The organism is Desulfosporosinus sp. I2, from assembly GCF_000960765.1.
In the GTDB taxonomy this organism is placed as follows: Bacteria; Bacillota; Desulfitobacteriia; order Desulfitobacteriales; family Desulfitobacteriaceae; genus Desulfosporosinus.
On sequence record NZ_JYNH01000006.1, the window covers coordinates 1 to 26107 of the forward strand.

At 43.4% G+C, this 26107-nt stretch carries 24 protein-coding genes; 21 read left to right on the forward strand and 3 right to left on the reverse strand.

Annotated features, from left to right (window positions below; all coding sequences use genetic code 11):
• A partial coding sequence (locus UF75_RS02815; RefSeq protein WP_045573084.1) for a nucleotide sugar dehydrogenase occupies positions 1-704 on the reverse strand: 704 nt, incomplete at its 3' end.
• Positions 705-887: 183 nt separating this feature from the next.
• Between UF75_RS02815 and UF75_RS26100 the strand changes: the two genes are divergently transcribed.
• The 8 genes from UF75_RS26100 to UF75_RS02860 all read left to right on the forward strand — a co-directional run bounded on the left by UF75_RS26100 (position 888) and on the right by UF75_RS02860 (position 11225).
• A complete protein-coding gene (locus UF75_RS26100) occupies positions 888-3704 on the forward strand; it encodes a CotS family spore coat protein (protein WP_052692968.1) in 2817 nt (938 codons plus the stop codon).
• A gap of 300 nt (positions 3705-4004) precedes the next feature.
• On the forward strand, positions 4005-4412 hold the full coding sequence (locus tag UF75_RS02830) for a pyridoxamine 5'-phosphate oxidase family protein (RefSeq protein ID WP_045573085.1): 408 nt from the start codon (positions 4005-4007) through the stop codon (positions 4410-4412).
• Entirely contained in the window at positions 4403-5284 is an 882-nt protein-coding gene (locus tag UF75_RS02835) for a xanthine dehydrogenase family protein subunit M (RefSeq protein ID WP_045573086.1), read from the forward strand. The genes UF75_RS02830 and UF75_RS02835 overlap by 10 nt, the downstream gene beginning before the upstream one ends.
• Before the next feature lie 3 nt (positions 5285-5287).
• Positions 5288-5773 carry a (2Fe-2S)-binding protein gene (locus tag UF75_RS02840; protein WP_045573087.1) on the forward strand — a complete coding sequence of 162 codons (486 nt, stop codon included), beginning with the start codon at positions 5288-5290 and terminating at the stop codon, positions 5771-5773.
• Entirely contained in the window at positions 5773-8145 is a 2373-nt protein-coding gene (locus UF75_RS02845) for a xanthine dehydrogenase family protein molybdopterin-binding subunit (RefSeq protein ID WP_082074983.1), read from the forward strand. Before UF75_RS02840 ends, UF75_RS02845 begins: the two co-directional genes overlap by 1 nt.
• Before the next feature lie 240 nt (positions 8146-8385).
• Complete coding sequence (locus tag UF75_RS02850; protein ID WP_045573088.1) at positions 8386-8928, forward strand: gamma carbonic anhydrase family protein; 543 nt, start codon at positions 8386-8388, stop codon at positions 8926-8928.
• Positions 8929-9060: 132 nt separating this feature from the next.
• Positions 9061-9915: an amidohydrolase family protein gene (locus UF75_RS02855; protein WP_045573089.1), complete on the forward strand. Its 855-nt coding sequence runs from the start codon at positions 9061-9063 to the stop codon at positions 9913-9915.
• A 308-nt stretch (positions 9916-10223) separates the two neighbouring features.
• The gene (locus tag UF75_RS02860) at positions 10224-11225 is read left to right on the forward strand and encodes a zinc dependent phospholipase C family protein (protein WP_045573090.1); all 1002 of its coding nucleotides are present in this window, start codon (positions 10224-10226) and stop codon (positions 11223-11225) included.
• 126 nt (positions 11226-11351) lie between these two features.
• Here UF75_RS02860 and UF75_RS02865 read toward each other — a convergent pair whose 3' ends face one another.
• The gene (locus UF75_RS02865; protein WP_045573091.1) at positions 11352-11531 is read right to left on the reverse strand and encodes a hypothetical protein; all 180 of its coding nucleotides are present in this window, start codon (positions 11529-11531) and stop codon (positions 11352-11354) included.
• A gap of 84 nt (positions 11532-11615) precedes the next feature.
• On the opposite strand from UF75_RS02865, the gene UF75_RS02870 reads away from it, so the two are divergent.
• Entirely contained in the window at positions 11616-12278 is a 663-nt protein-coding gene (locus UF75_RS02870; protein ID WP_045573092.1) for an HAD hydrolase-like protein, read from the forward strand.
• A 3-nt stretch (positions 12279-12281) separates the two neighbouring features.
• Here the strand turns inward: UF75_RS02870 and UF75_RS02875 are convergent, their stop codons facing one another.
• Entirely contained in the window at positions 12282-12524 is a 243-nt protein-coding gene (locus UF75_RS02875) for a hypothetical protein (RefSeq protein WP_045573093.1), read from the reverse strand.
• An 81-nt stretch (positions 12525-12605) separates the two neighbouring features.
• On the opposite strand from UF75_RS02875, the gene UF75_RS02880 reads away from it, so the two are divergent.
• From UF75_RS02880 to plsY, 12 genes are all read left to right on the forward strand, one after another.
• Positions 12606-13328: a type II CAAX endopeptidase family protein gene (locus tag UF75_RS02880; RefSeq protein ID WP_045573094.1), complete on the forward strand. Its 723-nt coding sequence runs from the start codon at positions 12606-12608 to the stop codon at positions 13326-13328.
• A 218-nt stretch (positions 13329-13546) separates the two neighbouring features.
• Positions 13547-14623 carry a hydrogenase small subunit gene (locus tag UF75_RS02885; protein ID WP_045573095.1) on the forward strand — a complete coding sequence of 359 codons (1077 nt, stop codon included), beginning with the start codon at positions 13547-13549 and terminating at the stop codon, positions 14621-14623.
• Positions 14624-14693: 70 nt separating this feature from the next.
• On the forward strand, positions 14694-16406 hold the full coding sequence (locus UF75_RS02890) for a nickel-dependent hydrogenase large subunit (protein WP_045573096.1): 1713 nt from the start codon (positions 14694-14696) through the stop codon (positions 16404-16406).
• A 16-nt stretch (positions 16407-16422) separates the two neighbouring features.
• Positions 16423-17139, forward strand: coding sequence for a Ni/Fe-hydrogenase, b-type cytochrome subunit (cybH, locus tag UF75_RS02895; protein ID WP_045573097.1), 717 nt, complete (start codon positions 16423-16425; stop codon positions 17137-17139).
• Positions 17140-17346: 207 nt separating this feature from the next.
• Positions 17347-18030, forward strand: a complete 684-nt coding sequence (gene cmk, locus UF75_RS02900; RefSeq protein ID WP_045573098.1) for a (d)CMP kinase — start codon at positions 17347-17349, stop codon at positions 18028-18030.
• Positions 18027-18623, forward strand: coding sequence for a lysophospholipid acyltransferase family protein (locus tag UF75_RS02905; protein WP_045573099.1), 597 nt, complete (start codon positions 18027-18029; stop codon positions 18621-18623). Before cmk ends, UF75_RS02905 begins: the two co-directional genes overlap by 4 nt.
• An 80-nt stretch (positions 18624-18703) precedes the next feature.
• Positions 18704-20695 carry a bifunctional 4-hydroxy-3-methylbut-2-enyl diphosphate reductase/30S ribosomal protein S1 gene (locus UF75_RS02910; protein ID WP_045573100.1) on the forward strand — a complete coding sequence of 664 codons (1992 nt, stop codon included), beginning with the start codon at positions 18704-18706 and terminating at the stop codon, positions 20693-20695.
• A 113-nt stretch (positions 20696-20808) separates the two neighbouring features.
• Entirely contained in the window at positions 20809-21963 is a 1155-nt protein-coding gene (ftsW, locus tag UF75_RS02915; RefSeq protein ID WP_045573101.1) for a putative lipid II flippase FtsW, read from the forward strand.
• Between the two features lie 54 nt (positions 21964-22017).
• Positions 22018-22647, forward strand: a complete 630-nt coding sequence (locus tag UF75_RS02920; RefSeq protein WP_045573102.1) for a membrane protein — start codon at positions 22018-22020, stop codon at positions 22645-22647.
• A gap of 85 nt (positions 22648-22732) precedes the next feature.
• Complete coding sequence (locus UF75_RS02925; RefSeq protein WP_045573103.1) at positions 22733-24052, forward strand: DUF512 domain-containing protein; 1320 nt, start codon at positions 22733-22735, stop codon at positions 24050-24052.
• Between the two features lies 1 nt (position 24053).
• Positions 24054-25391, forward strand: a complete 1338-nt coding sequence (gene der, locus UF75_RS02930; protein WP_045573104.1) for a ribosome biogenesis GTPase Der — start codon at positions 24054-24056, stop codon at positions 25389-25391.
• 4 nt (positions 25392-25395) lie between these two features.
• Positions 25396-25980: a glycerol-3-phosphate 1-O-acyltransferase PlsY gene (gene plsY, locus UF75_RS02935; RefSeq protein WP_045573105.1), complete on the forward strand. Its 585-nt coding sequence runs from the start codon at positions 25396-25398 to the stop codon at positions 25978-25980.
• Positions 25981-26107: the final 127 nt, after the last annotated feature.

Genomic DNA, 26107 nt, shown 5'->3' on the forward strand with positions numbered 1-26107 from the left:
ATATCGGCATAGTCTACTCCGTAAGCATCACAAATACGAGCCATTTCATTAGCAAACGAGATTTTCGTGGCTAAAAAGGCATTACTAGCGTATTTGATGAGTTCCGCTCCCGTTAAACTGGTAAAAATATAGGGTGCTTTTCCTCTTTCATATAGCTTTTTAAGCTCTATTATTGGACGACTGGTCTTCGTGCCAAAGACTAATTTATTAGGATGATAAAGATCCCATAAGGCTAATCCTTCCCGCAAAAACTCTGGATTGGAAACGACATCAAATAAGTCTTCATTGATGCCTTTTTCAACTAAGGTTTGGTGAATCCATTCATTGGTTCCTGGAGGTACAGTACTTTTTGTAATAATGATTTTATAAACATTTGTGGTCGAAGCAATGACTTCAACAACTTGGTTAATAAACGTAAGGTTACTGCTTCCATCTTCCTGAGAAGGTGTACCAACGGCAATTAGAATTATTGGATAATCTTTAATACTCTCTTCCACCTGCGATGAAAAAAAGAGCGTATTTTTTTTAATGTTTTTATTAATTAATTCATTCAATCCTGGTTCATATATGGGAACTCTGCCTTGACGAAGGCTTTCAATTTTTGATTCTTCCATGTCCACACATACTACTTCATGTCCAAAGTCAGCTAAAGCAGCAGCCGTTGTGAGGCCTACATAACCTGCGCCTACGATGCATATTCTCATTAATCGCTCCACCTATTCTAATAAAATGTCCATAATAGTTTATTAGAAAATGAGAATATGCGTTACATAATACAAAATATGGGAATAAGTTCTGAAATATAGACGTTAAGACTTTCCATGATTCCACTCACCGTCAGGGTTGAATAGATTATATATGTATCTTGTTAAAGTGGAGGGAAAGATGTGAAGGAATATCAGATTCACCCGTGGGATACCGAAGATCACCCAGGAATAATCGATTTAGATATGTGGGTACCACCAGAAATTGATGAATTAGCAACCCAAGTGATCGCTTGTTATGACATGAAGGTCAACGTCAAAACCTTAGTTACCGCTAAATCAGACAAAGGTGGGGCCATTTGGAAAATTGAAACCGATAAAGGACCTCGCAGCTTAAAAGTCTTACACCGTAAGCCCGCTAGAAGTCTTTTTAGCGTCGGAGCGCAAGACTATATTGTAAAACAAGGAGGGAGAGTACCGGAATTAAAACAAACCCAAAAAGGGCTTCTCTATGTCGAAAAAGGCGGTAAGTTATGGATTGTTACGGATTGGATTGAATCCCTCGTTCCAGCGAATAATGACCTTGAAGGTGCTCAGGCCTTATGTTATGGTTTGGGAGAGTTTCATAAGCATTCTAAGGGATATACTCCCCCACCAGGTTCCGAAAGAGCGTCTAGATTGTATCGTTGGCCAGATTATTATCGGAAAATTACCAGCAAAATCAATTGGTTTAGAAGTGTCGCTCAAGCTTACCCTGATCTTTCAGGTAGCCAATTACTTCTTTCCACTATCGACGTTTTTGAACGAGAAGCGCAAGCCGTAGTCAGCTTTCTTGAGAAATCATCTTATGCACAGATGGTTGCCATGTGGGAAGAGCACTGGGGACTTGTTCACCAAGACTTCGGATGGTCTAATGGTCAACTTGGAACCGGTGGACTTTGGGTGATCGATCTAGACGGGGTATCTTACGATTTACCAATTCGCGATCTACGAAAGCTAATATCAAGCACAATGTTCGACTTGGGCAAATGGGACGTTACGTGGATTCAGGGAATGATAAACGCCTACCACTCAGCAAATCCTCTTGACCTAGAAACGTATGAGATTCTATTAAATGATCTAGCCTTTCCCAATGAGTTCTACAAACACATAAATGAGATGTTGTACGATCCTCAAAATTTTCTTAATCTAAATATTGAAGCGATTCTTCAGCGTCTTACTCTCGTAGAACAAACAAAGGGCCAGGCCTTAGCTACACTGAAGCTCGATAAGAATAAGTTTAAGACTGGTAACTATGCGTCGATACCAGTTTTTGAACCCGAGATTCTTGAAATGATGCAAATGAGAGCGACTAAGGAAAAGACGACTTTACCAAGTCTAATTAAAGAAAATTTTCTCTTAAATTCAACAAAGGTGCAAGATGGCTCTTCTATTAAAAAGAAAAGAAATAAACGTAAAAGTATTGAAAAAGGTAAAAGCTCCAGTGGGAAGGACAGTATCAATAAGAATAGGAACCATCAATTAAAGATTCTTATGATTTGTACAGAAAAGTTACCAGTCCCGCCGGTACGGGGGGGTGCCATTCAAACCTATATCCAGGGAATTTCGGGGAAATTAGGTCAAATACATGATTTGACGATTTTGGGAACAACAGATTCCTCACTACCCCTTGAAGAAACTAAAGATAACATTCAGTATGTAAGAATCGACGGTCAGCAAATTTTTGAGATTTATGCCGAGAAGGTTATCAATTTCCTTCGCGATGAATCGTTTGACCTTATTCATGTCTTCAATCGACCGAGGCTTATTCCGTTAATTCGTGAAGTCGCCCCACATTCTCGATTAATCTTAAGTATGCATAACGATATGTTTAATACTAATAAGATTTTACACGACGATGCGCTTTCGGCAATTGCTGAAGTAGAACGTATTGTTACAGTTAGTGATTATGTTGGAAATACAATTTCAAATCTATATCCTCAAGCAGCAGAAAAGGTTCAGACGATTTATTCAGGAGTAAACCTCGAGGACTTTGTTCCTTGGGAGACGTCAAATACCGCCACTCAGATTCGCCATAAACTCAGGAAAGAAAATAATCTTGAAGACAAAACGGTTATTTTATTTGTTGGGCGGTTAACCCCTAAAAAAGGAACAGATCTATTAATCCAAGCACTAAAAGAGGCTCATTCTTCTAATCCGAATATTGCCTTGGTCATCGTAGGCGGAACATGGTATAGCGTGGATAGAGTCACTGATTATGTTGCCTTTGTACGTGCCCTTGCCGAGAGAGTTCCATTTCCGGTAATTACTACGGGTTACGTTTCCGCTGATAAAATTCATCAGTGGTTTTGGGCGGGAGATATTTTTGTGTGCCCTTCCGAATGGCAAGAACCTTTGGCTCGTGTTCATTACGAAGCCATGGCAGCAGGCTTACCCTTTATCACTACGGCAAGAGGTGGGAATCCTGAGGTTGTCATTGATGAAAATGGGTTAGTTGTTCAGAAACCTGAGGACCCTGTTGAATTTGCTGAGAAGATTAAAATACTCTTATCTAATCCCGAGCTTAGACAAAGAATGGGGCAGACAGGTAGACGTTTGGCAGAAGAACGGTTTGGTTGGGAACGAGTTGCTCAGGAAGTCATAGAGACATGGAAACCTGGAGCTTTTATTAAAACCAATCTGAAGATCGATCGTACCGAACTCATGACGAGTAAGAGTCTAGAGAAAGCCAAATTGACGGATAAAGGCAAACTTAAAAGGAAAGAAATAGTGGAAGTAAAAGTTAGTGGTACCGATAATATTAAGTGCCAAGCAGAGGTCTCTGTTGATTTAGATAGTCTTTCGTCAGTAGTGAAAGCCAGTTCCAACGTTGTGAAGATTACCCGGGACATGATGTTCCCCATGAGTTTTGATCATGATTTGTTGAATATTATTACACCCTCTAAAGTAACACCCGGTTTATCTGTCATTAAAGTGACCAGTCCAATGATTCGACGTTAGGTACAAAAATTGCCTACCCTTGTAGAATGAACGTCTGAGGGAGTACCTTCCGGAATATTACGAAGCCTCCCCACTTAAGAAGTAGGGAAGCTTTTTTAAATTTGGATATAACTAACTCCAAAGTGTAGAATTATAGATTATAAACTGAAAATTCTCATTTCAAAATAATACATCTTATGATACTATGTATAATAATACTATGTAATAAAATAAACAGATAATCGTTAGTTTTCTATGCTTCAAAGTCTATATAACATGCTAGTAGTACAAATAACTGTGATTAGTTATGGAGGAATAAGCATGAAAGCAATGATCGATTTTTTATACGCTAACCCAATTGGCTGCTTGGCATCGATTGATGAGGATGGCAGACCCCATCTAAGACCTTGGAGATTTATGCTTGAACAAGAGGGTAAGTTCTGGTTTTGCACATCGAATACGAAGGATGTTTTTTGTCAAATACAATCTAACCCGGCGATTGAATTTTGCTCAACCTCCCAAGATTTTGTCACTGTAAGAGTAAGTGGAGATGTAATTTTCGGGATAGACATCAATATCAAGCGAAAAATGCTAGCAATCAATGACTTAGTCAAATCCATTTATAAAACCCCTGATAACCCCGAGTTTGAAATATTTTACATAAAGCATGGTCAAGCTGCAATGTTTGATTTTAAAAAAGAAGAGGAGGTAGCGCTAAGATGTTTTTGAATCACTTTGAGTATTTGGCACCAAAAACGCTAGCAGAAACCCTGGAAATGGTGGCCCGCTTAGGAAATAAAGCCAAAATACTCGCGGGTGGCACTGATTTGATGGTGGTAATGAAAGCAAAGGCAATTAGTCCCGACTATGTGATCGACATCAATGGGGTAGAGGAGCTTAAAGGGATCGTTTGCGAGCAAGGAAAAGGAGCTGTTATCGGGACCAATACTAAGTTGGCTGAGATTCAATTTTCTGAGGATATTCAGGCAAAATACCCTGCTCTTGCGTATGCAGCCAGTGAGGTAGGTTCATCTCAGGTAAGGCAGATGGCTAGTCTGGGCGGTAATTCTTGTAATGCTTCTCCGGCGGCAGAGACCCCAACTCCCCTAGTGGCAATGAACGCAAAAGTTGTACTTAAGAGCATTTCGGGAGAGAGAGAACTGCCCCTCGAAGAATTTATTCTTGGCGTCCGGCAACTTAATCTTGCAGAGGGCGAAATGTTAACGAGCTTCATACTCCCGGAACCTGCCCAAAATTCAGCCTGTCGCTATACCTATATGGGGCGCAGAGATGCTATGGAAATCGACTGTGTCAATATGGCAGTAACTATAGAACTCGAAAATGATGGCCAGACGGTGAAAAATGTCAGGCTAGTGATGGGCTCCGTTTATCCTAGGCCTTTGCTCTCAAAGGAAGTGCCTGCACTCTTACTAGGGCAAAAGCTGAGTGATCAACTGATCGAAAAGGCAGCTGAGGCTGCTCAAGGCGAGGCTAAACCTATTGATGATATTAGGGCATCTGCTGAATACCGACGGGAAATTGTCAAAGTATTGGCGCAAAGGTTGCTTAAAGAGGCTTATGCCGCTGCGAAAGGGGTGTAGTTGATGAAAACACTGATAGAATTAAATATCAATGACAGGATTTATGAAGTTGCTGTTGATGCTCGAGATTTACTGATAGATGTAATCAGAAAAAAAGTAGGCCTTACCGGCACTAAGAAAGGCTGCGGAGATGGCGACTGTGGTGCCTGCACCGTATTAATTGACGGTAAACCTGAGTTGTCCTGTATTAAGCTGGCGATAGCTTGTCAAGGTAAAAAAATTACGACTATTGAAGGTCTGGTACAAGAAGGTGGCGTGCTACATCCGCTTCAGCAGGCTTATGTAGATCACGGAGCAGTACAGTGCGGTTTTTGCACCCCGGGCATGATCATGTCCTCAAAAGCATTGCTAGACAGGAATCCTGCTCCCACTGAGCAAGATATCAAGCATGAGTTAAGTGGGAACATTTGTCGTTGCACGGGCTATAAAAGAATCATCGAAGCAGTTGAAGCGACTGCCAAGGTTTGGTCTAAAGAGGGGGTGAAGTAATGGAAAAATCAAAATGGGACCTGACACCGGAAGGCTGGAATCTTGAAGGGGTACCCGCCTACCAGGATGAGAAACGATATACGCAGGTGGGAAGAAGCGTACCCCGAGTAGATGGCCCTATCAAGGTTAAGGGTGAAGCAATTTATACAGGGGATATGACACTTCCCGGCATGGTTTATGGAAAAATCAAGCGTAGCACGTACGCCCATGCCCTTATTAAAAAGATTGATTGCAGCAAAGCTCTGGCGTTGCCGGGTGTTCTGGCAGTCCTGACTGGAGATGAAGCGCCTAATAAATGGGGTATCGTTCCTCAGTCAGCCAACGAAACTACTCTAGCCGTTGGAAAAGTCCGTTTCTATGGTGAAGGGGTAGCAGCTGTGGCAGCCCTAGATGAAGAAACTGCCGAAGCTGCCCTGGAATTGATTGAAGTGGAATATGAGCCTCTCCCGGTGTTATTGGATCCCTTTGAATCCATGGAACGCTCCAATGAAGTGCTTATTCATGAGGATAATAAGGGAAATATAATGGCTGCCGGTGATCAGGTCTATGGCGACGTGGATAAGGCCTTTGCCGAGTGTGAGTACGTTTTAGAAAGAGAATACCATACTAACTATCCTCAACACGGCTTCCTCGAGCCGCATTCTGCCCTAGCCAGTTATGACACCCAAAGCGGTCAACTCCATTTGTGGGCTAGTAGCCAAGTTCCCCACTACCTACACCGTCAGATGTCCATCGTTTTAGAAATCCCTATGAACAAAATTCGGGTTACTCTTCCGACCATTGGCGGTGGTTTTGGTGGAAAAGGCGAAGCCTCACCCTCAGAATTTGTAGCCTGTTTATTATCCAAGAAGGTCGGCAGACCTGTTCAAGTGGTCTTTGATCGCCAAGAAGTATTCTATACCAATAAAGGTCGGCATCCGTGCCATATGAAGGTGAAAATGGGCCTAGACAAGGATGGTTTTATCCAAGCAGTAGATTTTGATAACACGTTGGATAAAGGCGCCTACGCTGGTTGGGGTGTCGTGGTGATGTTCTACACTGCATCAATGCTCCATCTACCTTACAAGGTGCCTAACGTCCGGTTCAGGGGAAGAAGTGTTTTTACCAACAAACCTAGCACCGGGGCTATGCGCGGTCTCGGCGGGGTTCAGCCAAGGTGGGCCTTGGAGTGCCTGATGGATGAAATGTCCGAAATGATGGGAATTAGCCCGTACGAATTAAAGTTAAAAAACGCTATCGAATCAGGTCATACCTGCATAAATAATATGTTCGTACCGCATAGTGAGTTTAAGAAATGTCTAGATACAGCGGTCAAAAAATCCGGCTATCTGGAAAAGCGCGGCAAGTTGCCTTTTGGCAAAGGGATCGGAATGGCTGGTGGTTATTATATATCTGGGACAGCCTATACTCTCTATCAGAACTACAAGCCACATACTACGGTGATGATCAGGGTAGATACAGAGGGCGGTGTTACGCTGCTTTGTGCAGCTGCTGAGATTGGTCAGGGCTGCAATACCGTCATGGCCCAGATGGTTGCTGAGGAGTTAGGCATCCATTTTGAGGATGTGCACATACAGACGGGAGATACAGAAATAGGGGCCTTTGATTTGGGTAGTTTTGCTAGCCGTCTAACTTATGCCTCCGGGGCGGCTATTAAGATGGCCAGCGTAGAAATTAATCAAAGACTCAAAGAAACCGCTGCTGGTATGCTTGGAGTCCGGGCTGATCAGTTGGTCATTAAAAATCATGAGATTTATTCTATGTATGAAAGCAAAAAACGCATCTCATGGGAAAAAGCCGTTGAAGCCTATACTAGTATCAATGGGACCTTGGTCGGGATGGGTAACTATTCTCCACCACGGCGCAAGGGGATTGATATTGTAAGTGGCAATAGGGTTCAGGGCGCAAATATCGGTCACTCACCTACCTTTGGTTTTAGCGCCCAAGTACATGAAGTAGAAGTGGATGTGGAAACCGGTCGGATCTATGTGAAGAAGGTAACCGAAGCCGGTGACTGTGGTACGCCTGTCAATCCCATGAGTGTCGATGGACAGGTAGAAGGGTCCATCTTGTTTAATATAGGGGCCTGCCTTTACGAAGATCAAAAGTTAGATGCCAACGGCAAACACTTAAATCCTAACTTCCACGATTACAAAACGCCGACTACTATGGAAATGCCGGAAATGGATACCACCATAGTAGAAAGTTATGACCCAACAGCACCGTTTGGGGTAAAGGAAACAGGCGAAGGAGCCGTTCAGCCTACCTTTCCAGCTATCACAAATGCTATATACGATGCTATCGGCGTAAGATTTTACAACCTGCCCATAACCCCAGAAATGGTGCTCAAAGCATTAAACGATAAAAAATAAACGTATTACATTCTTAGCGGCAACGGAAATAAAACCGTTGCCGCTAAACCGTTTGTGAACTCTACCCCGTTGCCGCTTAGAGGTACCTCTCCCCACTTGTTGAAGGTGGAGTCTTAAGTGATCAAAAAATATTTAGATAAAGGCGAGGGAAAAACAGGAAATTTACTGTTGCCCAAGGAATTTATATGACATGATTAGAAGAAATTTGGGGAGGTAATTACGGGAGGGGTTGAACGAAGAATGATTTACGAATTTGAAGGTAAACGGCCTGTGATCGGTAAAGGGACCTATGTCTCGCCAGAAGCGACAATAATCGGAGCTGTAATCATCGGTGAAGGATGCTACATTGCTGCAGGAGCACGAATAAGAGGAGATTGGGGAAAAATTACGATTGGAGCAGGTTCTAATATCCAGGAGAACTGCATTATTCATGTCTACCCTGGTTGTGAAGCTGTCCTCGGGCCACGGAGTCACATTGGTCATGGAGCGATTCTTCATACACCTAAGCTTGCTGAACATGTTTTGGTCGGTATGGGTGCTATCATTATGGATAACACAAGTATTGGAGATGGATGCTTAATTGGCGCTGGCGCTTTAGTATTAGAAAGTACTATAATTCCACCTTATAAACTTGTCGTCGGTTCGCCAGCCAAAATAGTTGCTGACCTTTCTGAAGCTACGCAAAGAAAACTTAATGAAGCGACCAGTTACTACCTCGACTTACCTGCACGTTGCCATAAAGGAATTATCCAAATAAGTCTAGAGGAAGTTATGAAATTCTAAAAAACGCTTTCTTATTAATCTCAGTTTACAGAATATAGTGACAATACAATTGGACGCATACGTAAATTGGCATGATCGATTCCGATTGTAATGCTGGAAAAAATGATCTTGTGTAATGAGGAGATGGAGCAAATGACATTTGAAAGTGAGCACAAAGAATCACGCAAGCCGCGTATCGATTTTCATGTTCATTTGGGGGTATACACTTATCACCACCCGTGGGTAACAGAGTGGATGAGGCAAACTCATCCTGTAGGGTATGAAGACTATATTAACCGTTATAACGACCCGGGAGCTTTTGAAGAATTGTTATCCTTAGAAGGGGTTGATTATGCCTGTGTGCTTGCAGAATTGAGTCATATTACCACGGGACTCTGTACTAATGAACAAGTGATGGACTTTTGTCGGGGTAGGTCGAGGCTAATACCATTCTGTGATGTTAATCCCCATATTTTCACTAACCTGGGGGATGAACTGCGTCATAAAGTCGAAGATGAGGGTTTTAGGGGCTTGAAATTGTATCCCACCTACCAACATTACTACCTCAACGACCAGAGAATGTACCCACTCTATCAAGCTGCCCAAGAGTATGGTATTCCTGTTTTGATTCACACTGGGTCATCTATTTTTAAGGGCTCTCGCATAAAGTATGGAAATCCTCTGCACTTAGATGATGTGGCGGTGGATTTCCCTAACTTAAATTTGGTTATGGCTCACTCAGGTAGGGGGTTCTGGTACGAGAAAGCTTTCTTTCTCTCTAAAATGCACGCTAATATCTATATGGAGCTTGCCGGTCTTCCTCCTGCTAAACTGCTGACTTATTTTCCAGAACTGGCTCGCAACACGGATAAAGTTATCTTTGGGAGCGATTGGCCAGGCATGCCAAACATCGGTAGAAATATGGAAGCCATCAGCAAATTACCAATACCAGCGGAGGGTGTAGAAAACATTCTTGGTGGTAATGCTGCGAAGTTGTTGCGGCTGTAGGGGTAGAATCTTAACAAAATATAAATGCATACCCCTTTTCATTCCCGATGCTTGCTAGTATACCACTTAGTGAATGGTGTATAATATTTCCTATGCCGAAATTAACTACTTAGTGAGCTTGCTCAACTAAAGTAAAAATCGAGACATCGGTAAAATTTTAATGGATGACGTGCCGCTCATCACTAGATAATTGTTATATTAAAGACTTTTGAAGATTATGCTGCGTAGATATGGGTAATTGACGCACCTGCTTAATGGCAGGAGATTGACCATTTAGAGAGAATACTTTGGGGTAGAGGGGGGATTGTATGCCAAAGGAATTAACACATTGGCATATTGCTCGCGAAGCTATGAAAAAGGGAATCCCAGGAGAGGTGGGAAAGATCATAGCGAGTAACCCTGCACTATATTATCTCGGTGCCATTGCTCATGATATTGGTTTTTATGATTTATCTTCGCCGTCTTTAGTAAATTTAGAGCATGTAGCCAACCAACTCCATGGTGTGGGAGGCGACAATACTGTAGCCCCACTTTGTGAGATAATGGAGAGGGCACTTGGTCAGGACAACCATCGAGTGCACCTTGCATTTTTGTTGGGTATGTTGACTCACTTTGTGGCAGATAGCACGTTTCACCCCATGGTTTACTACATGAGTGGAAATTATTTTGCTGAAGATCCAGAGGAACGGGATAAAGCCGTATATCGGCATCGATTACTAGAGACAGCCCTTGATCTTTGGTTAAAGAGCGTTCAACCGATGGATTATCCCTCAGGTTTGCTTCAGCTTTGGCGGGATACGGGGGAAACTGAGAGAAAGGCGTTTAGACTACTGATCGAACAAGCTGTCTGCAATGGGGATATTCGTAAAATCGAACATTTCCATAAGGCTTGGCGGAATCACCGTTTACTGCAAACCGTTTTCGGTTGGTCAACGCCATGCAAAATCATATCACTTTACCGGCGTTTTGGTCATTTATCAGTTGGAAAACTGGAGGCTCTATTTTATACTCAGCCTTTGGATTTGTCGTTTTTTGAGACGAAACTTGTTTGGCGACATCCCGTAACGGGAGAAAGCCATGCTATAATGATAGAAGCGCTTTTCGATATCTGTGTCAAAAAGGTTGTCCACTTATTTAAACAATTAGCTGAACAACCGATAGAAAAATGGCCGCATCTCTTATGTGAGCTTTCACCGCTATCTTTAGATAGTGGGCTTCCCTTTGTGCCAGTTGCGCAAATGAAATTTTTCTGTGCTGAGCCACTTGAATACCGGTTGCGGTATGATTTAAGAGGTAAAATCCCCACCTGAATCAAGGATATAGTTTCTAAGCTAGTTCGTGCGGTTATATCGGAAAATAGTGAACTCCGAGGAAATCCTCGGAGTTTTAAGATATCATGGGTTGAGTTATAGTAAGTATTGAGGATAGGTGTTGGTTTACGTGGGATTGTGCATAATCTCCATATCATCGTCGTCGTCATCATAAGAGCATCCACACCCTCGTGATACAATCGTGAAACCGTACCTTTCTGACTTTCGCCCGAGCAAAAACGCAACGACAAGACTCAACAGAAAGAACATCCCATGGGTATGATAATGTTTTTGGTGAAACAACATTAAAAATCCCTCCTTTAGTTTTAGAATGGCCGCTATGGGTTAGATTCATCCCGGAAATTTAAGGAAAAATAGTTGGAGGTTATTATGCATTACAAGGTATTGCTTTGGGATTTAGATGGGACGTTGACAGATCCTAAAGTAGGGATTACGCTCTCTGTTCAATATGCTCTAAGTAAGTTAAATTATCCTTTACCGAAAGTGGATGACTTAGATTGGATTATTGGACCCCCTTTAAGAGAGAGCTTTAAAACTCTTCTTCAAACGACAGAGGAAACTCTTTTGGATCGAGCGATCAGGCTGTATAGGGAACGATATCAAGAAATAGGGCTCTACGAGAATATCGTTTATCCTGGGATTCCCGAGTTATTATCCCAGCTGAAAGACAAGGGGTGTAGGCATCTGTTGGCAACCTCAAAACCGGGAGTTTTTGCAAACAGAATTCTTCAACATTTCTCAATAGATTCTTACTTTAGTGTTATCATGGGAAGTGAATTGAATGGTCAATTTGTGGAGAAGGAAGTTTTGATTGGGGAAGTACTTAAAAATGTGCCTTCTGAGTTACATTCGAAAACAGTGATGATTGGGGATCGCAGATTTGATGTCCAAGGGGCAAGGGCCAACCACATTGATGTCATCTCAGTGGGATATGGTTATGGAACAGTCGAAGAACTACATAAGGCAAACCCTGATTTTATCGTCCAAAGTGTCAAAGACTTAGAAAATTTATTGAACGAGGATCTTGTTTGATCTTTAATTTCTAGTATTGACTGGGTATCGAACTGCCGCGTCTAAATAAACAAAATTCTCATCCTTTTCTTGACGCACCATGCCGACAATACCGTGATCGTCTGTTTTTTCCAGATGGCGATGAACGGCAAACTGATAGGCACGTTCATCCCAGGGATTTAAAAATTCTTTGACTGTATCGAAATAGGTTTCGATGGGAATTTTAAGATGATGATGATAGACTTGAAGCGTTGTTTCTGAAGACATACGGATTCCTCCCTTCGAGATTAGTCTGAGATATTACATAAAGAAATATGTGTTGATAAAGAAGAAAGAAGGAGGGCGAACATGGACGATGAATTCCAATCTAATGTAGTCCGAAGTGAGTTCCCCCTTAATAAGCGGAATTTGAGTTGGATTGATCTAGTGCTGGTTTTGGGTGGAGTTATAGGTATTTATGTCTTTTTGGCCTTTGGAACTCTATGGCTAATGGAATTATGGCCGCATGAACGTGCCTTAATGTATTTGAATGCTTTTATGACACAGCTATCCTTCGCACTTCTGATTTGGTTGCTAAAAAGAATCAGGCACTGGGAATGGCAGGATTTTGGTTGGAAGGGGGTACCTATTAGAAAGTTTTTCTTAAATGTACTAGGTTTATATTGCTTATCTTGGGTCATTAACATTGGTTATGCTATTGTTCTTTACAATAATGGGTTAACCCCCCCTGATACCGATGTTTATTCGAAATTATTAGGACAGGCTACGTGGTATACTTTAGTGCTTAACTTGCTTTTAGCAGGAGTATTAGCACCCTTCGTGGAAGAAACGTTATTTCGAGGACTGATTTTCGGCAGTTTGAAAGCGTATTTTGGGAAATGGACAGCAGCTACCGTAAGTGCAGTCATTTTTTCCGCTCTTCATTTTCAAGCCTACGGATTCTTGCCGCGCTTTGTTTTAGGGATCATTTTAGTGTACCTTTTTGATAAATACAAATCTCTCTATCCATCGGTTGGGTTACACGCCTTAAATAACATTGTGGCCACCACGATTGCAGCAAAGCTATTGTAATGACGACTTTAAAACTTCCTATAACAATCCTAGGTGAACAAACCTAAAGGAGGGCCTTTTACATTTCAACCGAAGTGTAGAAGGCTCTTAATAATTATTAGGTAAAACTAAGGATTTTAGCGTTCATTAGCGCGTTAGAATAAATTTGAGTTCTAGGCAAACAATAAGGGCACATTGACTTTATAGAGCGGGGGTCATGGGTTTTGGGAGGGATAACTATGTCAAAAACTGAAAGCTATTATCAGTGGGCTCGACGCAAAGGGATATCCAGGAGGGACTTCCTCAAATTCTGCACGTTAATGGGTGCAATGCTAGGGCTGGATGCCGCTGAATTCCCGAAGATTGTTCAGGCCCTACAGTCTAAACCGCGCTTGCCAGTGATTTATCTTAATTTACAGGAATGCACCTGCTGCGCGGAATCGTTCTTGCGTTCTGCACACCCTTTGGTTTCTGATTTGATCTTTAATATGATTTCCCTTGATTATATGGAAGTGTTACAAGCAGCTGCCGGGCATCAAGCGGAAGCTGTCCGCTTGAAGACGATGAAAGATCATCCCGGGGCCTATATCTTGGTTGTCGAGGGCAGCGCGACTTTGGGTGATGGAGGGGTTTATTGTACTATTGGAGGAGTGACATCTACTGAACTTTTAAAGGAAACGGCCAAGGGAGCCGCGGCCGTTATCGCCTATGGGTCATGTGCGACTAATGCCTGTATCCAAGGCGCCTACCCCAATCCTACGCAAGCGGTTCCGATCCGGAGTGTCGTTAAAGACAAACCCATTATCGATGTTCCGGGTTGTCCCCCCATCGCAGAAGTGATCACCGGAACGATTGTACACTATCTTACCTTTGGAAAGATACCGGAGTTGACGAACCAAGGAAGGCCTAAGGCATTTTATCAACACCGGGTGCATGATAATTGTGTACGGCGTGCTTTTTTCGATGCCGGTCAGTTTGTGGAATCGTTTGACGATGCCGGAGCAAAGCAAGGTTGGTGTCTGTATAAAGTGGGATGTAAAGGGCCAACAACCTATAACGCCTGTGCAATTACAGAATGGAATGATGGAGTAAGTTATCCCATTAAATCTGGACATCCTTGTATTGGTTGTTCGGAAAATAATTTTTTTGATAATACCCCCCTATATACACATTTGGCCAAAATCCCCAACAATGCGATTGGAAAAGATGTGGATAAAGTCGGAATGGGTGTGCTCGGCGTTGCTGCACTTGGAGTCGTCGCCCATGCGGGAATGACGGCTATGGTAAAGCATCAGGAGTATCAGCATAAGAAGTGAGAAAGAATAAGGAGGCTTGAGGAAAGACCTCAATAATTAGTGGTATTGCATTTATGAAAGGAAGCAAACAATGGCAACAAGAATCGTCGTTGACCCTATCACCCGTATTGAGGGACACTTGCGTATTGAGGCGGTGGTTGAAGGAAACCGCATCGTCGACGCTCTGAGTGCGGGTACTGTCTTCAGAGGTATCGAAAAGATTGTTGAAAATCGAGATCCCAGAGATGTGTGGGCGTTTGTGCAGAGGATCTGTGGCGTGTGCACTCATATTCATGCTTTAGCCTCAATTCGGGCGGTCGAGGATGCGTTGGATATTCGCATTCCTAAAAACGCTAATTTAATTCGCAATATCATGACCACAACCCAATTTGTCCAAGATCATGTCATCCATTTTTACCATTTGCATGGCTTTGACTGGATTGATGTACTCAGTGCTCTCAAGGCAGATCCTGCCCAAACAAGTGCTCTAGCCCGCTCGATCTCAAATTGGCCAAATTCCTCGGATGGATATTTTCGAGATGTACAAAATAAAGTGAAGACCCTAGTAGAAAGTGGACAACTCGGGATATTCGCCAATGCTTACTGGGGCCATCCAGCCTATCGCCTACCTCCAGAGGCGAACTTAATCGGAGTTGCTCATTATCTCGAAGCCTTGATGTGGCAGAAAGAAGTGGCTAAGATACATACCATTTTCGGAGGGAAAAACCCCCATCCCAACTATTTGGTAGGAGGGATGGCCTGCACTTTGAATATGGATGACAATGATGTTATTAATATGGAACGTTTGAATTTAGTGAAAAATAAGATCGATGAGGCGCAAGTCTTTGTGGATCAGGTTCTGATTCCGGATATTTTTGCGATCGCTAGTTTTTATAAGCAAGATCTTTACGGTGGGGGCGGAGGAAATTACCTGGCCTATGGAGGGATCCCGACGATTGATATTCGTGAACCGGATAGTTTTCTCTTTCCGGGGGGAGTTGTTTTAGATCGTGACTTAAGTAAAGTCCATGACGTCGATCTAAAAGACGCTAAGCAAATTCAGGAATTTGTGTCCCATTCCTGGTATCGTTATGATGATCCCAAGGCAGGATTGCATCCCTGGCAAGGAAAAACGGAAGCCTCATACGAGGGACCGCGCCCACCTTATACTAATCTAGACGAGAAAAAAGGATACAGCTGGATAAAAACACCACGTTGGCAAGGTCGACCAATGGAAGTGGGGCCTTTGGCTCGTTTTGTTGTGGCATATGCCAAAGGAAATCAAGAGATCAAAGGGCTGGTTGATGACGCACTCCACCATTTAAATCTGCCAGTATCGGCACTTTATTCAACGTTAGGTCGTACTTTGGCAAGGGCTTTAGAAGCAAAATATTTAGTAAACCATCTGGCAGGGTTTTACCAGGATTTAGTAGACAATATTAAAGCAGGGGACTCTCAAACGTTTAATGGGGAAAAATGGGAACCTGAAAAATGGCCTTTACAAGCCCAAGGGGTTGGAATTGCAGAAGCGCCACGCGGTGCCTTAGGGCATTGGGTTAGGATTAATAATGGGAAAGTTAGTGGTTATCAAGCGGTGGTACCAACGACTTGGAATGCATCTCCTAGGGATGACTCTGGTCAAAAAGGGCCCTATGAATCCTCATTACTGGATACCCCTATTCTGCACGAAGACCAACCTTTGGAACTGCTGCGCACAATTCATTCCTTTGATCCCTGTCTGGCTTGTGCTACCCATTTATTAAATCCCCAAGGGGATGAAATCTTAAAGGTTAGAGTGCTTTAAAGGAGGACTCTCAAGAATGATGACTCTAAGACATCAGGTATATGTTTGGCAATTTCCAGTGCGATTATTTCATTGGGTCAACGCTTTAGCGATTACTGTTCTCTTCGTGACCGGAATGTATATCGGACATCCAATTCTGGACTCTCCTGGCGAGGCGGTTGGGAACTTTTTCATGGGAAAGGTTCGTTTTTGGCATGGTCTGAGTGCCTATATTTTTAGCGCAAATATTCTTTTTCGGCTCTATTGGTTTTGGGCCGGAAATGAATATTCCAAAATCCGATTATGGAAAAAAGAGTTCTGGAGCGATGTTGTTACAACCTTCAAATACTACACTTTTATGACGAGAGAACATGTTTTACACGTGGGGCATAATGCCGTCGCCCAATTGATGTATCTCATCTTTATTTGGCTGGCAGGGCTACTTATCATCCTTACTGGACTTGCGATGCGTGGGGGAAGCGACCCTAATGGAATCATTCAAGGCCTTTTTGGCTGGGTAGTTCCCTTCTTCCGCAACGAATATCAGGTCCGTAATGTTCACCATTTTCTGGCTTGGGGCTACGCATTGTTCCTCTTGGGTCACCTCTATATGGTTTTTCGCCAGGACATTCTGGATGATGACGGAACCATTTCCTCGATGGTTAATGGGTATAAGTTTGAAATTATTCCCCCTGATGCACAGGAAGGGCGGACAGATTACTTGACTAAGGAGAGGCGACGAAATTATAGTTGACAAGGTAATGTTTTATCAGAACTGATGCCTCTGCCAGAGGAGTCAGTTCTGTTTTAACATCATCTTGGATAAGCTGTAAAATGAATGATTGTTTGCGTGGAAAGGCGTATGATATAATCTGTGTAGAAAAACATTGAGAAGTTTAAATGGAGCAGACGGTCCATTCAAACATAGAGAATATTCCTGAAAATAGATAGGGGTAAGAGTGTGACAGAAAGACAACAGCAAGCACTACAAATAGCTATTGATGGCCCTGCCGGCGCAGGGAAAAGTACGATTGCCAAGATTGTAGCAAAAAAATTACACCTTTTCTATATTGATACTGGTGCTATGTATCGAGCAATTGCTTATAAAGCGCTCAAAAGCGGAGCACCTTTAAACGATGAATCTAAGATAAGTCAAATAGCTAAAACCACGAAGGTTGTACTTGATCATTCAGACGAGAGACTCGTTTGGTGTGATGGCGAGAATGTCACTCAGGCTATACGTAACCCCGAAATTTCACGGGCAGTTTCGGTTGTGGCCTCGTACCAGGGGGTTCGAGAACGCTTGGTAGAACTTCAACGCATGGAAGCTAAGCGGGGGGGGGTAGTGATGGATGGTCGAGATATCGGCACCCACGTTTTACCTGACGCAGATTATAAGATTTTTTTAACGGCGACTTCTGAAGAAAGGGCTAGGAGGCGGTGGGTCGAACTCTCGAAGGCTGGAAACGTTGTGACTTATGATGAAGTTGCTCGAGATATGCTAAAACGTGATCGATCGGATACAGAGAGAGAAGTTTCACCCTTAAGGCCTGCTCAAGATGCAATTATTCTCGATACAACCGGTTTAAGTGTGGAAGAACTGGTAGCGGAAATTATTATGTTAACTCAGGAGGACGAATCATGAAGCTTTATAAGTTTGCGAAGAAGATGTTTCGCCTACAGTTTCGAATAATGGGTTGGAAAGTTCAAGGCGCGGAGAACTTACCCATGCAGGGCCCTGTTATTTTGGCCATTAACCATGTTAGCATTTGGGATCCGCTTGTCGCGGCATGTGGTGTACCCCGCCATGTATCCTTTATGGCCAAAGAAGAATTATTTTCTATACCGGTTTTAGGGATGATCTTTTCCAAACTTGGTGCCTTTCCAGTGAAACGGGGACAGGGTGATATGAATGCCATCCGGCAATCGTTGGCCATCTTAAAGCAGGGGCGAGTGTTAGGGCTTTTCCCTGAAGGAACAAGGTCAAAGACTGGGGAGCTCCAAAAAGGGCTTCCAGGAATGGTCCTGCTCATGGAAAAGAGCCAAGCTTCCGTTGTCCCGGTCAAGGTTTACGGGACAACAAATTTATTAACCAAAGGGTGGGGAAAAATTGGGGTTGTTGTTGGCAAGCCCTTGACCGCTCAGATGCTGAAGGCTCCTGAAGGGGTGGGAAACCGCCGTGAATGGATTGCGGATCGCATTATGCAGGCAATGATCGAATTACCCAAAGCCGAGTGAATATAAATCACAGGAATGGCAGGAATTTCGGAGTAGAATAGAGAATTAGTTCTGTACAATTTACAGGGAGGTCCTATGGTTTGAAAGTCACGATGGCGGCAAAAGCTGGGTTCTGTTTTGGAGTGAAACGTGCCTTAGAAATGGCAGAACGAACAGCAGGAACTTCACAAGCTGTTTCCCTTGGACCCCTTATTCATAATCAGCAGGTCGTAAAACGCTTATCAGAACATGGAATTCGAGTAGTGGATGATTTGAGTGAAGTAACCTTCAATCAAGCGTTAATTATTCGATCTCATGGTGTTGCACCTAGCGTTTATGATGGGGCTGCGCACAAAGGGGTTCGGGTAGTCGATGCCACTTGTCCCTTTGTTCAAAAAGCTCAACGACTAGCGGCCGAGTCCGCACAATTAGGGCAACAAGTGATTGTCATGGGAGATAAGCTTCACCCTGAGGTTCAAGGTATTTTAGGGTGGGCTGGAGAACAGGCCATACCGATCCAAACGGTCGAGGAAGCAAAAGAGCTTCCTTATTACCCGCATTTAGCCGTTTTGGCACAGACAACTCAACTTGCGGAAAACTTTTCTAAGATCGTCGAAGAGTTGAAACTTCATACGGGTGACATAACCGTTCATAACACGATCTGTAATGCAACTGCAGAACGACAAAAAGTGGCTCGAGAATTAGCAGAGACTGTTGATGTCATGGTTGTTGTGGGCGGACGTAATAGTGCAAATACCCGAAAACTAGCCAGTATCTGTGAGGAACGCACAAAAACATATCTCATTGAAACTGCGGATGAATTGGAAACTACTTGGTTTATCGAAGCTAAAAATGCCGGCTTAACAGCGGGGGCTTCTACGCCGGATTGGATCATTGAGGAGGTTTATAAAAAAATGTCTGAAATGAATGAAAACGAAATGAATATGGAACGTTGGATAGAAAGCTTGCAAGAGATTCATCTCGGCGCACGGGTTTCTGGTACTGTCGTTAAAATAAACAGAGAGGAAATCTTCGTCGATATTGGCTGGAAATGCGAGGGAGTCATTCCACTCAATGAGTTATCGATTGGTCGGCCGACTCATCCGGAGGATGTTGTAGCAATCGGGGATATCATCAATGCTGTCGTACTTCGCGTAGAAAATGAAGAAGGGTATACCGTTCTTTCAAAACGAAAAGCAGATGAAGAGGCTGCTCATGAACGTTTAGACAACGTTGCGGCAAGTAAAGAAGAAATTCAGGCTAAGGTCGTTGAGGTAGTTAAAGGTGGCTTAGTGGTGGATGTGGGACTAAGGGGGTTCGTTCCAGCCTCTCAAATCCAATTAGGTTATGTCGAAGATCTGAATCAGTTTTTGGGGCAAACCTTACGCTTGAGATTAATTGAATTTGACTCATCAAAACGCAAAGTAGTACTTTCCCAGAAAGTAATTTTGGAAGAGGAACAAGCGCTTAAACGCCAACAGTTACTAGAAACCCTCAAAGAGGGTGATGTAGTTTCCGGCGTCGTCAGGCGGATAGCTGATTTTGGAGTTTTTATTGATATTGGTGGAATGGATGGGTTGCTTCATATTTCGGATATGGCATATACGCGGATTAAGCACCCTTCGGAATTGCTGGCGGTTGGGGACGAGGTTGAGGTTCAGGTTTTAAGATTGGATCACCAAACAGGAAAATTAGCCTTAGGGTTTAAACAGCTTAAAGAGAGTCCCTGGCTTCAAGCAGCTGTAAATTATCCTGTGGGATCAATCATTCAGGGAAAAGTGGTGCGTATCACTCCCTTTGGCGCATTTGTCTCGCTGGGAGCGGGTGTCGATGGATTAGTTCATATTTCCCAATTGTCAGAGCAACGGGTTAATAAAGTCGAAGATGTGCTTAAAGTTGGAGAAATCGTAACTGCTAAGGTCCTTCAATGTAAGCCAGAGGAGAAAAGAATAAGCTTAAGTATACGTGAGGCGATGGCTGATTCCACTCAGACAAATGATACGCAGGCTTTAGCTGAACAGCCTGAAATCCAGCCGGTAACAATAGGGGATGTCCTTGGGAATATTTTCAACTCAGAGAACCAAGCAAAGTAACTCTCCAAGACGGGTGTTATTAAATGGTTAACAATGGCTTCCTGTTCTATGACGCAGGAAGTCATTTTAAACACAAGCCAGTTTCTCTATTACGTTAAAGGAAGGGGAGCCTGATGGCTAAACGAAAACTAAAGTTGCCAATAGATTTCCCCATATTATTCCTAACTCTAGCACTTTTAGCGTTTGGATTAATCATGATTCTAAGCGCGGGCGCAGTGCGAGGGTTTAACACACAACAAAATTCATACTTTTTTGTTACGCAACAATTAAAGTGGACGATTGTAGGTGCTTTTTTTGCAATTGTGGCCATGCTTATTCCTTATACGTTTTTAAGGCGCTTGGCCGGAATAGGTATCCTTATAAGCATGGTATTACTGATAGCAGTCATCTTTACTGATTCAGGGATTCAAGCGAATGGCTCTGCCCGGTGGATTAAACTATTGGGATTTACAGTTCAACCTTCAGAAGTTGCCAAACTTGCCATGGTACTTTTTTATGCGCATATTTTAGATCGATATCCGGTAATGCGGGGCAAAGATTGGCGTACCCCTTTAGGCATACTCCTGCCGATTACGATCCTTATTTTGGCCCTTGTCTATAAACAACCTGATTTGGGGACAGCAATGGTCTTGGCACTAACCTGTGCAGTCATGCTGTTACAGACGGAACTTCCGACATTTTGGTTTGTAGCTGCCGTACCGACGCTTGGACTGCCGTTAGTTTATATGATTCATAGGACAGAATACCAATGGAATCGAATTTTAGTGTGGCTTGACCCGTGGAAATATGACATGGATTTAGGGTATCAGATTACAAATGCTGAAATTGCCTTCGGCTCGGGCGGCTTGTTCGGAGTTGGTTTAGGGCGAAGTATGCAAAAATATGGATTCCTTCCTGAAAACCACACCGATACAATTTTTGCTATTGTTGGAGAAGAATTGGGCCTGATAGGGACTGTGTTTTTGATACTTCTCTTTGTTGCGTTGTACGCACGCGCCTATTATGTTATCAGTGGATGCCCGGATCGTTTTGGACGATTATTGGGTTTTGGATTGATATCAACGTTAGCTATACAAACAACCATTAATTTAGCAGTGGTGACTGGAGTACTTCCGGTGACAGGGATTACCCTTCCTTTAATCTCTTATGGCGGGAATTCCTTGGTGATTACTTTGGTCAAACTAGGTCTGATCTTAAATCTATCTCGCTATCGTAAAAAAACCCCGACTCTGATGCTGGCGAAACGCCCACAGAAGATCACAGTGTAAACTCCTTCTTTACGGGAATAATAGGGAAAAGTTCCGTCATAAGGTGGGAGTTATGTGCTATTTCCCTATGGAGAATGGGTAATTCTATTCTTAACCCTCGAAACTTGGGTAGAAAAACGAGCTTCTCAGCGCTTTTTTCTCAGCTTATCGATTGCTTGGCTGATCGGAAAATGGTTAGAATTCATGGTTCCTGTAACGCTACCTTGGCACTGGCACTATGCACGTTTGTCAGTTATGCTGGTTTTCTGGGGATGGGCTATGAAACGAGCTGAAAAACGGATGTTTCCGCTTTTAGTGACCAGTTTAATCGTAGGCATGGAGACCCTGTTTCAAGTCAATGAGCCTGGAGTTCTCCCATATGGGCCATGGATTTTTCTGTTGATAATGGTTGTGGTTGCTTGGTTAACAGCGAAAACTTTTTGGGGAACAGCAGCCGCGTTATCAGGGAGCTTACTAATAAATCAAGCTTTCGTGCGTTTTACCTATGATGGAATCGTAAGCTATGCCGACTTACCTGAGGAATTTGTTTGGAATTTTGGAGTCGGTTTCTTCGCGCTTGGGGCCAGCCTATGTCTAGGTCGGCAATATTATACCGAACGGAATCTAGAAAAGGTGACCGCTAATAAGTTGTCTTCGAATAATGAGGTTACTTACGAACCTCTGGAGGAACGCGAACTTCAGTAGCAGGCCTGATTGATATGTAGTATACTTGTAAACGATTGAGGCTAGGAAATACCCTCGATCTTAATTGTCAGGAGGATGAAACGTTTTGTCGAACGGGCTAGTGGTCACTGCTGTCCATAATGGGAGTGTTGCTGAGGAAATGGAAATTGAAGTTGGGGATCGTGTTCTTAAAGTCAACGAAGAAGAACTTAACGATATTGTAGACTTTCAATTTGGCATAGCTGAAGATCAATTTATGCTACTGATCGAGAAGAAAAACGGTGAACAATGGGAGCTTGAGATTGAGAAAGATCCAGAGGAATTCTTAGGTCTTGAAGTAGAAATCAGTTCTAACGGACTAAAATTTTGTCGTAATAATTGTACGTTTTGTTTTGTGGCTCAAATGCCAAAAGGAATGCGGTCGACCCTTTATGATAAAGACGACGATTACCGCTTATCCCTTACCCAAGGAAGTTTTATTACTCTTTCTAATTTAAATGAGGAGGAAATTGAGAGAATTATTTCCCTCCATCTTAGCCCTCTCTATGTTTCGGTCCACGCTTGGAACTCAGAAGTACGGGCGCGTATGATGAGGAACCCCCACGCAGGAAGGCTACCCGACCAAATCAAACGCTTTGCAGAGGCTGGAATCGCGGTCCATGCCCAGATAGTGGTGGTTCCGGATCATAACGATGGAGAGGTTTTAAATGAAACGATCAAAGAGCTGGGCAATCTCTATCCAGCGATACAATCCATTGCCGTGGTCCCCGTGGGGTTAACCCGCTACCGTGAACACCTTACCCCCTTGCGTGGATTCACGCCCGCTGAAGCTTTAGATATCTTAGCTCAAGCAGAGGTGTGGCAGAAGAAATTCCTGTCGTTGACGGGCCAACATCTGGTCTATTATGCCGACGAATTCTATGTTATGGCTGGACGAGAGTTTCCTGGGGCTGCCGTTTACGATGATTTTCCTCAACTTGAAAATGGTATAGGAATGGCCCGAAAATTCATGACCGAGATGGAATCGGTATGGGACCTTTTACCGACAGAATTGGCCGGTCGCCGTATTCATCTGATCACAGGGACCTCAGCTCAAGAGTTTTTTGAGTCATGGAGTCACCGTTTAATGGATCGTATCAAGGGCTTGGAACTAACGGTCCATGTCATACATAACGATTTTTTTGGAACCTCTGTAACAGCTGCAGGATTGTTAACGGCCCAAGATATCTCCCGGCAACTGGAGGATCTGTCAGGTGGGACATTTCTAATTCCCCGTGTGATGCTGAAAGCTGATGAAGACCTCTTTCTGGATGATCACAGTGTCAAGTGGTTAGAAGAAAAGGTCAATGGCAAGGCTAGTATTGTCGAAAATAATGGCATAGTATTCTTGGAACATCTAATTGGGGATTCTTTGGAGGTGGGATGATTTGAGTAAACCAGTAGTAGCAATTGTAGGACGACCGAATGTGGGAAAATCTACCTTGTTTAACCGTATCACAGGTGGACTGGTAGCCATTGTTGAAAATATGCCGGGTGTGACAAGAGATCGTCTTTATCGTGATGCAGAATGGCTGGGACGAAAGTTTGCCTTGATAGATACTGGGGGAATAGAATTTAAGGATGAAGGAACTCCCATCGCTGCGCAGATGCGTCGGCAGGCAGAAATTGCTATGGAAGAAGCAGACGTCATTATTTTTGTCGTCGACGCTCAAATATCTCCGACTCCTGATGATGATCTAATTGCCAGAACGCTCCGCCGCTCGGGGAAGCCTGTCTTGCTGGCAGCCAATAAAGTTGAAAATTTCGAAAAGGTTGAAGGACAACTTTATGACTTTTTAAGCTTAGGATTAGGAGAAGCAATTCCTATTTCTGCAGTACATGGTATGAATACGGGAGATTTACTTGATTTGGTTATCTCTAAACTACCAAAGGATGAGGAAGACGATTATGATCCCGATGTGATTAGGATTTCCGTGATCGGGCGTCCAAATGTAGGAAAATCTTCCTTAGTAAACATGATTCTCGGGAGAGAACGGGTCATAGTAAGTAATATTCCTGGAACGACCCGAGATGCCATTGATACTCCGTTTGAACACGAGGGCAAGCACTATATTCTGATTGATACAGCAGGTATGCGTCGTAAATCACGCATCGATGAACTAACTGAGCAATATAGCGTGGTTCGTTCTCTTCGGGCCGTGGATCGCTCGGACATGATTCTCATGCTGATTGATGCCGTTGATGGAGTCACTGAGCAAGATAAGAAAATCGCTGGGTATGCTCATGAAGCGGGCAAAGGAATTATTTTGGTCATTAACAAATGGGATCTTGTCGATAAAGATGAAAAGACCATTAATAAATACGAAAAGACAATTCGTGAAGAATTAGGGTTTATGCAGTATGCGCCAACCATGTTTATTTCCGCCAAAACAGGGCAAAGGGTTAATAAAATCTTGGAACTTGTCGATTTTGTCGTGGAACAAAATTCCACACGCGTGACAACGGCAACCTTGAACACCTTGCTGAGAGAGTGGATTCATCTTAATCCGCCCCCGTCCGACAAAGGGCGGCGCTTAAAAGTAAGATACCTTACCCAAGTGGGAGTAAAGCCGCCTACGTTTGTTTTCTTTGTCAATGATCCAGAGTTAATGCATTTTTCCTATAAACGCTATTTGGAGAATCAAATGAGGAAACATTTTGGGTTTGAAGGTACTCCAATCCGAATTGTTGTCCGACAAAAAGATGAAGAGAAAGAGAAGGATTAATGCCATGCCACGCTATTCGATTTTTATTTTAGCGTATTGCTTGGGTGCCATCCCTTTTGCTTATCTTGCTGGCCAGCTCAAAGGAATTGACGTGCGTCGGCATGGCAGCGGAAATATTGGCACAACAAATGCCTTTCGCCTTTTGGGGGTTAAACTGGGCATTTTAGTATTGCTCGGAGATTTTTTGAAAGGCGCCTTGGCAGCTCTCCTCGGTTTATGGGCGTACGGACCATGGGGAGGAATCATAGGAGGGTTCCTAGTAATGGCGGCCCATAGCTGGAATCCGTTATTCAAGTTTCGGCCCAGCGGGAAGGGGGTTGCCGCAGGATTCGGGATTATTACGGTGCTAATGCCAAAAGTTATGTTTTTAGCAATCGCACTTTTTATTGTGGTCGTCGTCTTGACGCGTTATGTTTCTATGGGTTCCGTAGTTGGTGCTCTAACGGTTGCTATTACTGTTTTTGTTTTTTCGGAACCGTTTGCGTATCGGGTTTTTGGCTTGGTTGCCGCCTCTGCTGTGATCTACCTGCATCGGAGCAATATCCAACGTGTCTTAAATGGAACAGAACACCGATTTGGAGACAAGTAAAATCGTGGTTCGTGGTTCGTGGTACGTAGTTCGTGGTTCGAGGGTTGCGGTTCGCGTTCATGGTCTACTTAATATTCGAACCGCGAATATCGAACATCGAGTGCGTGGTTCGTAGTTCTAGAGTTGA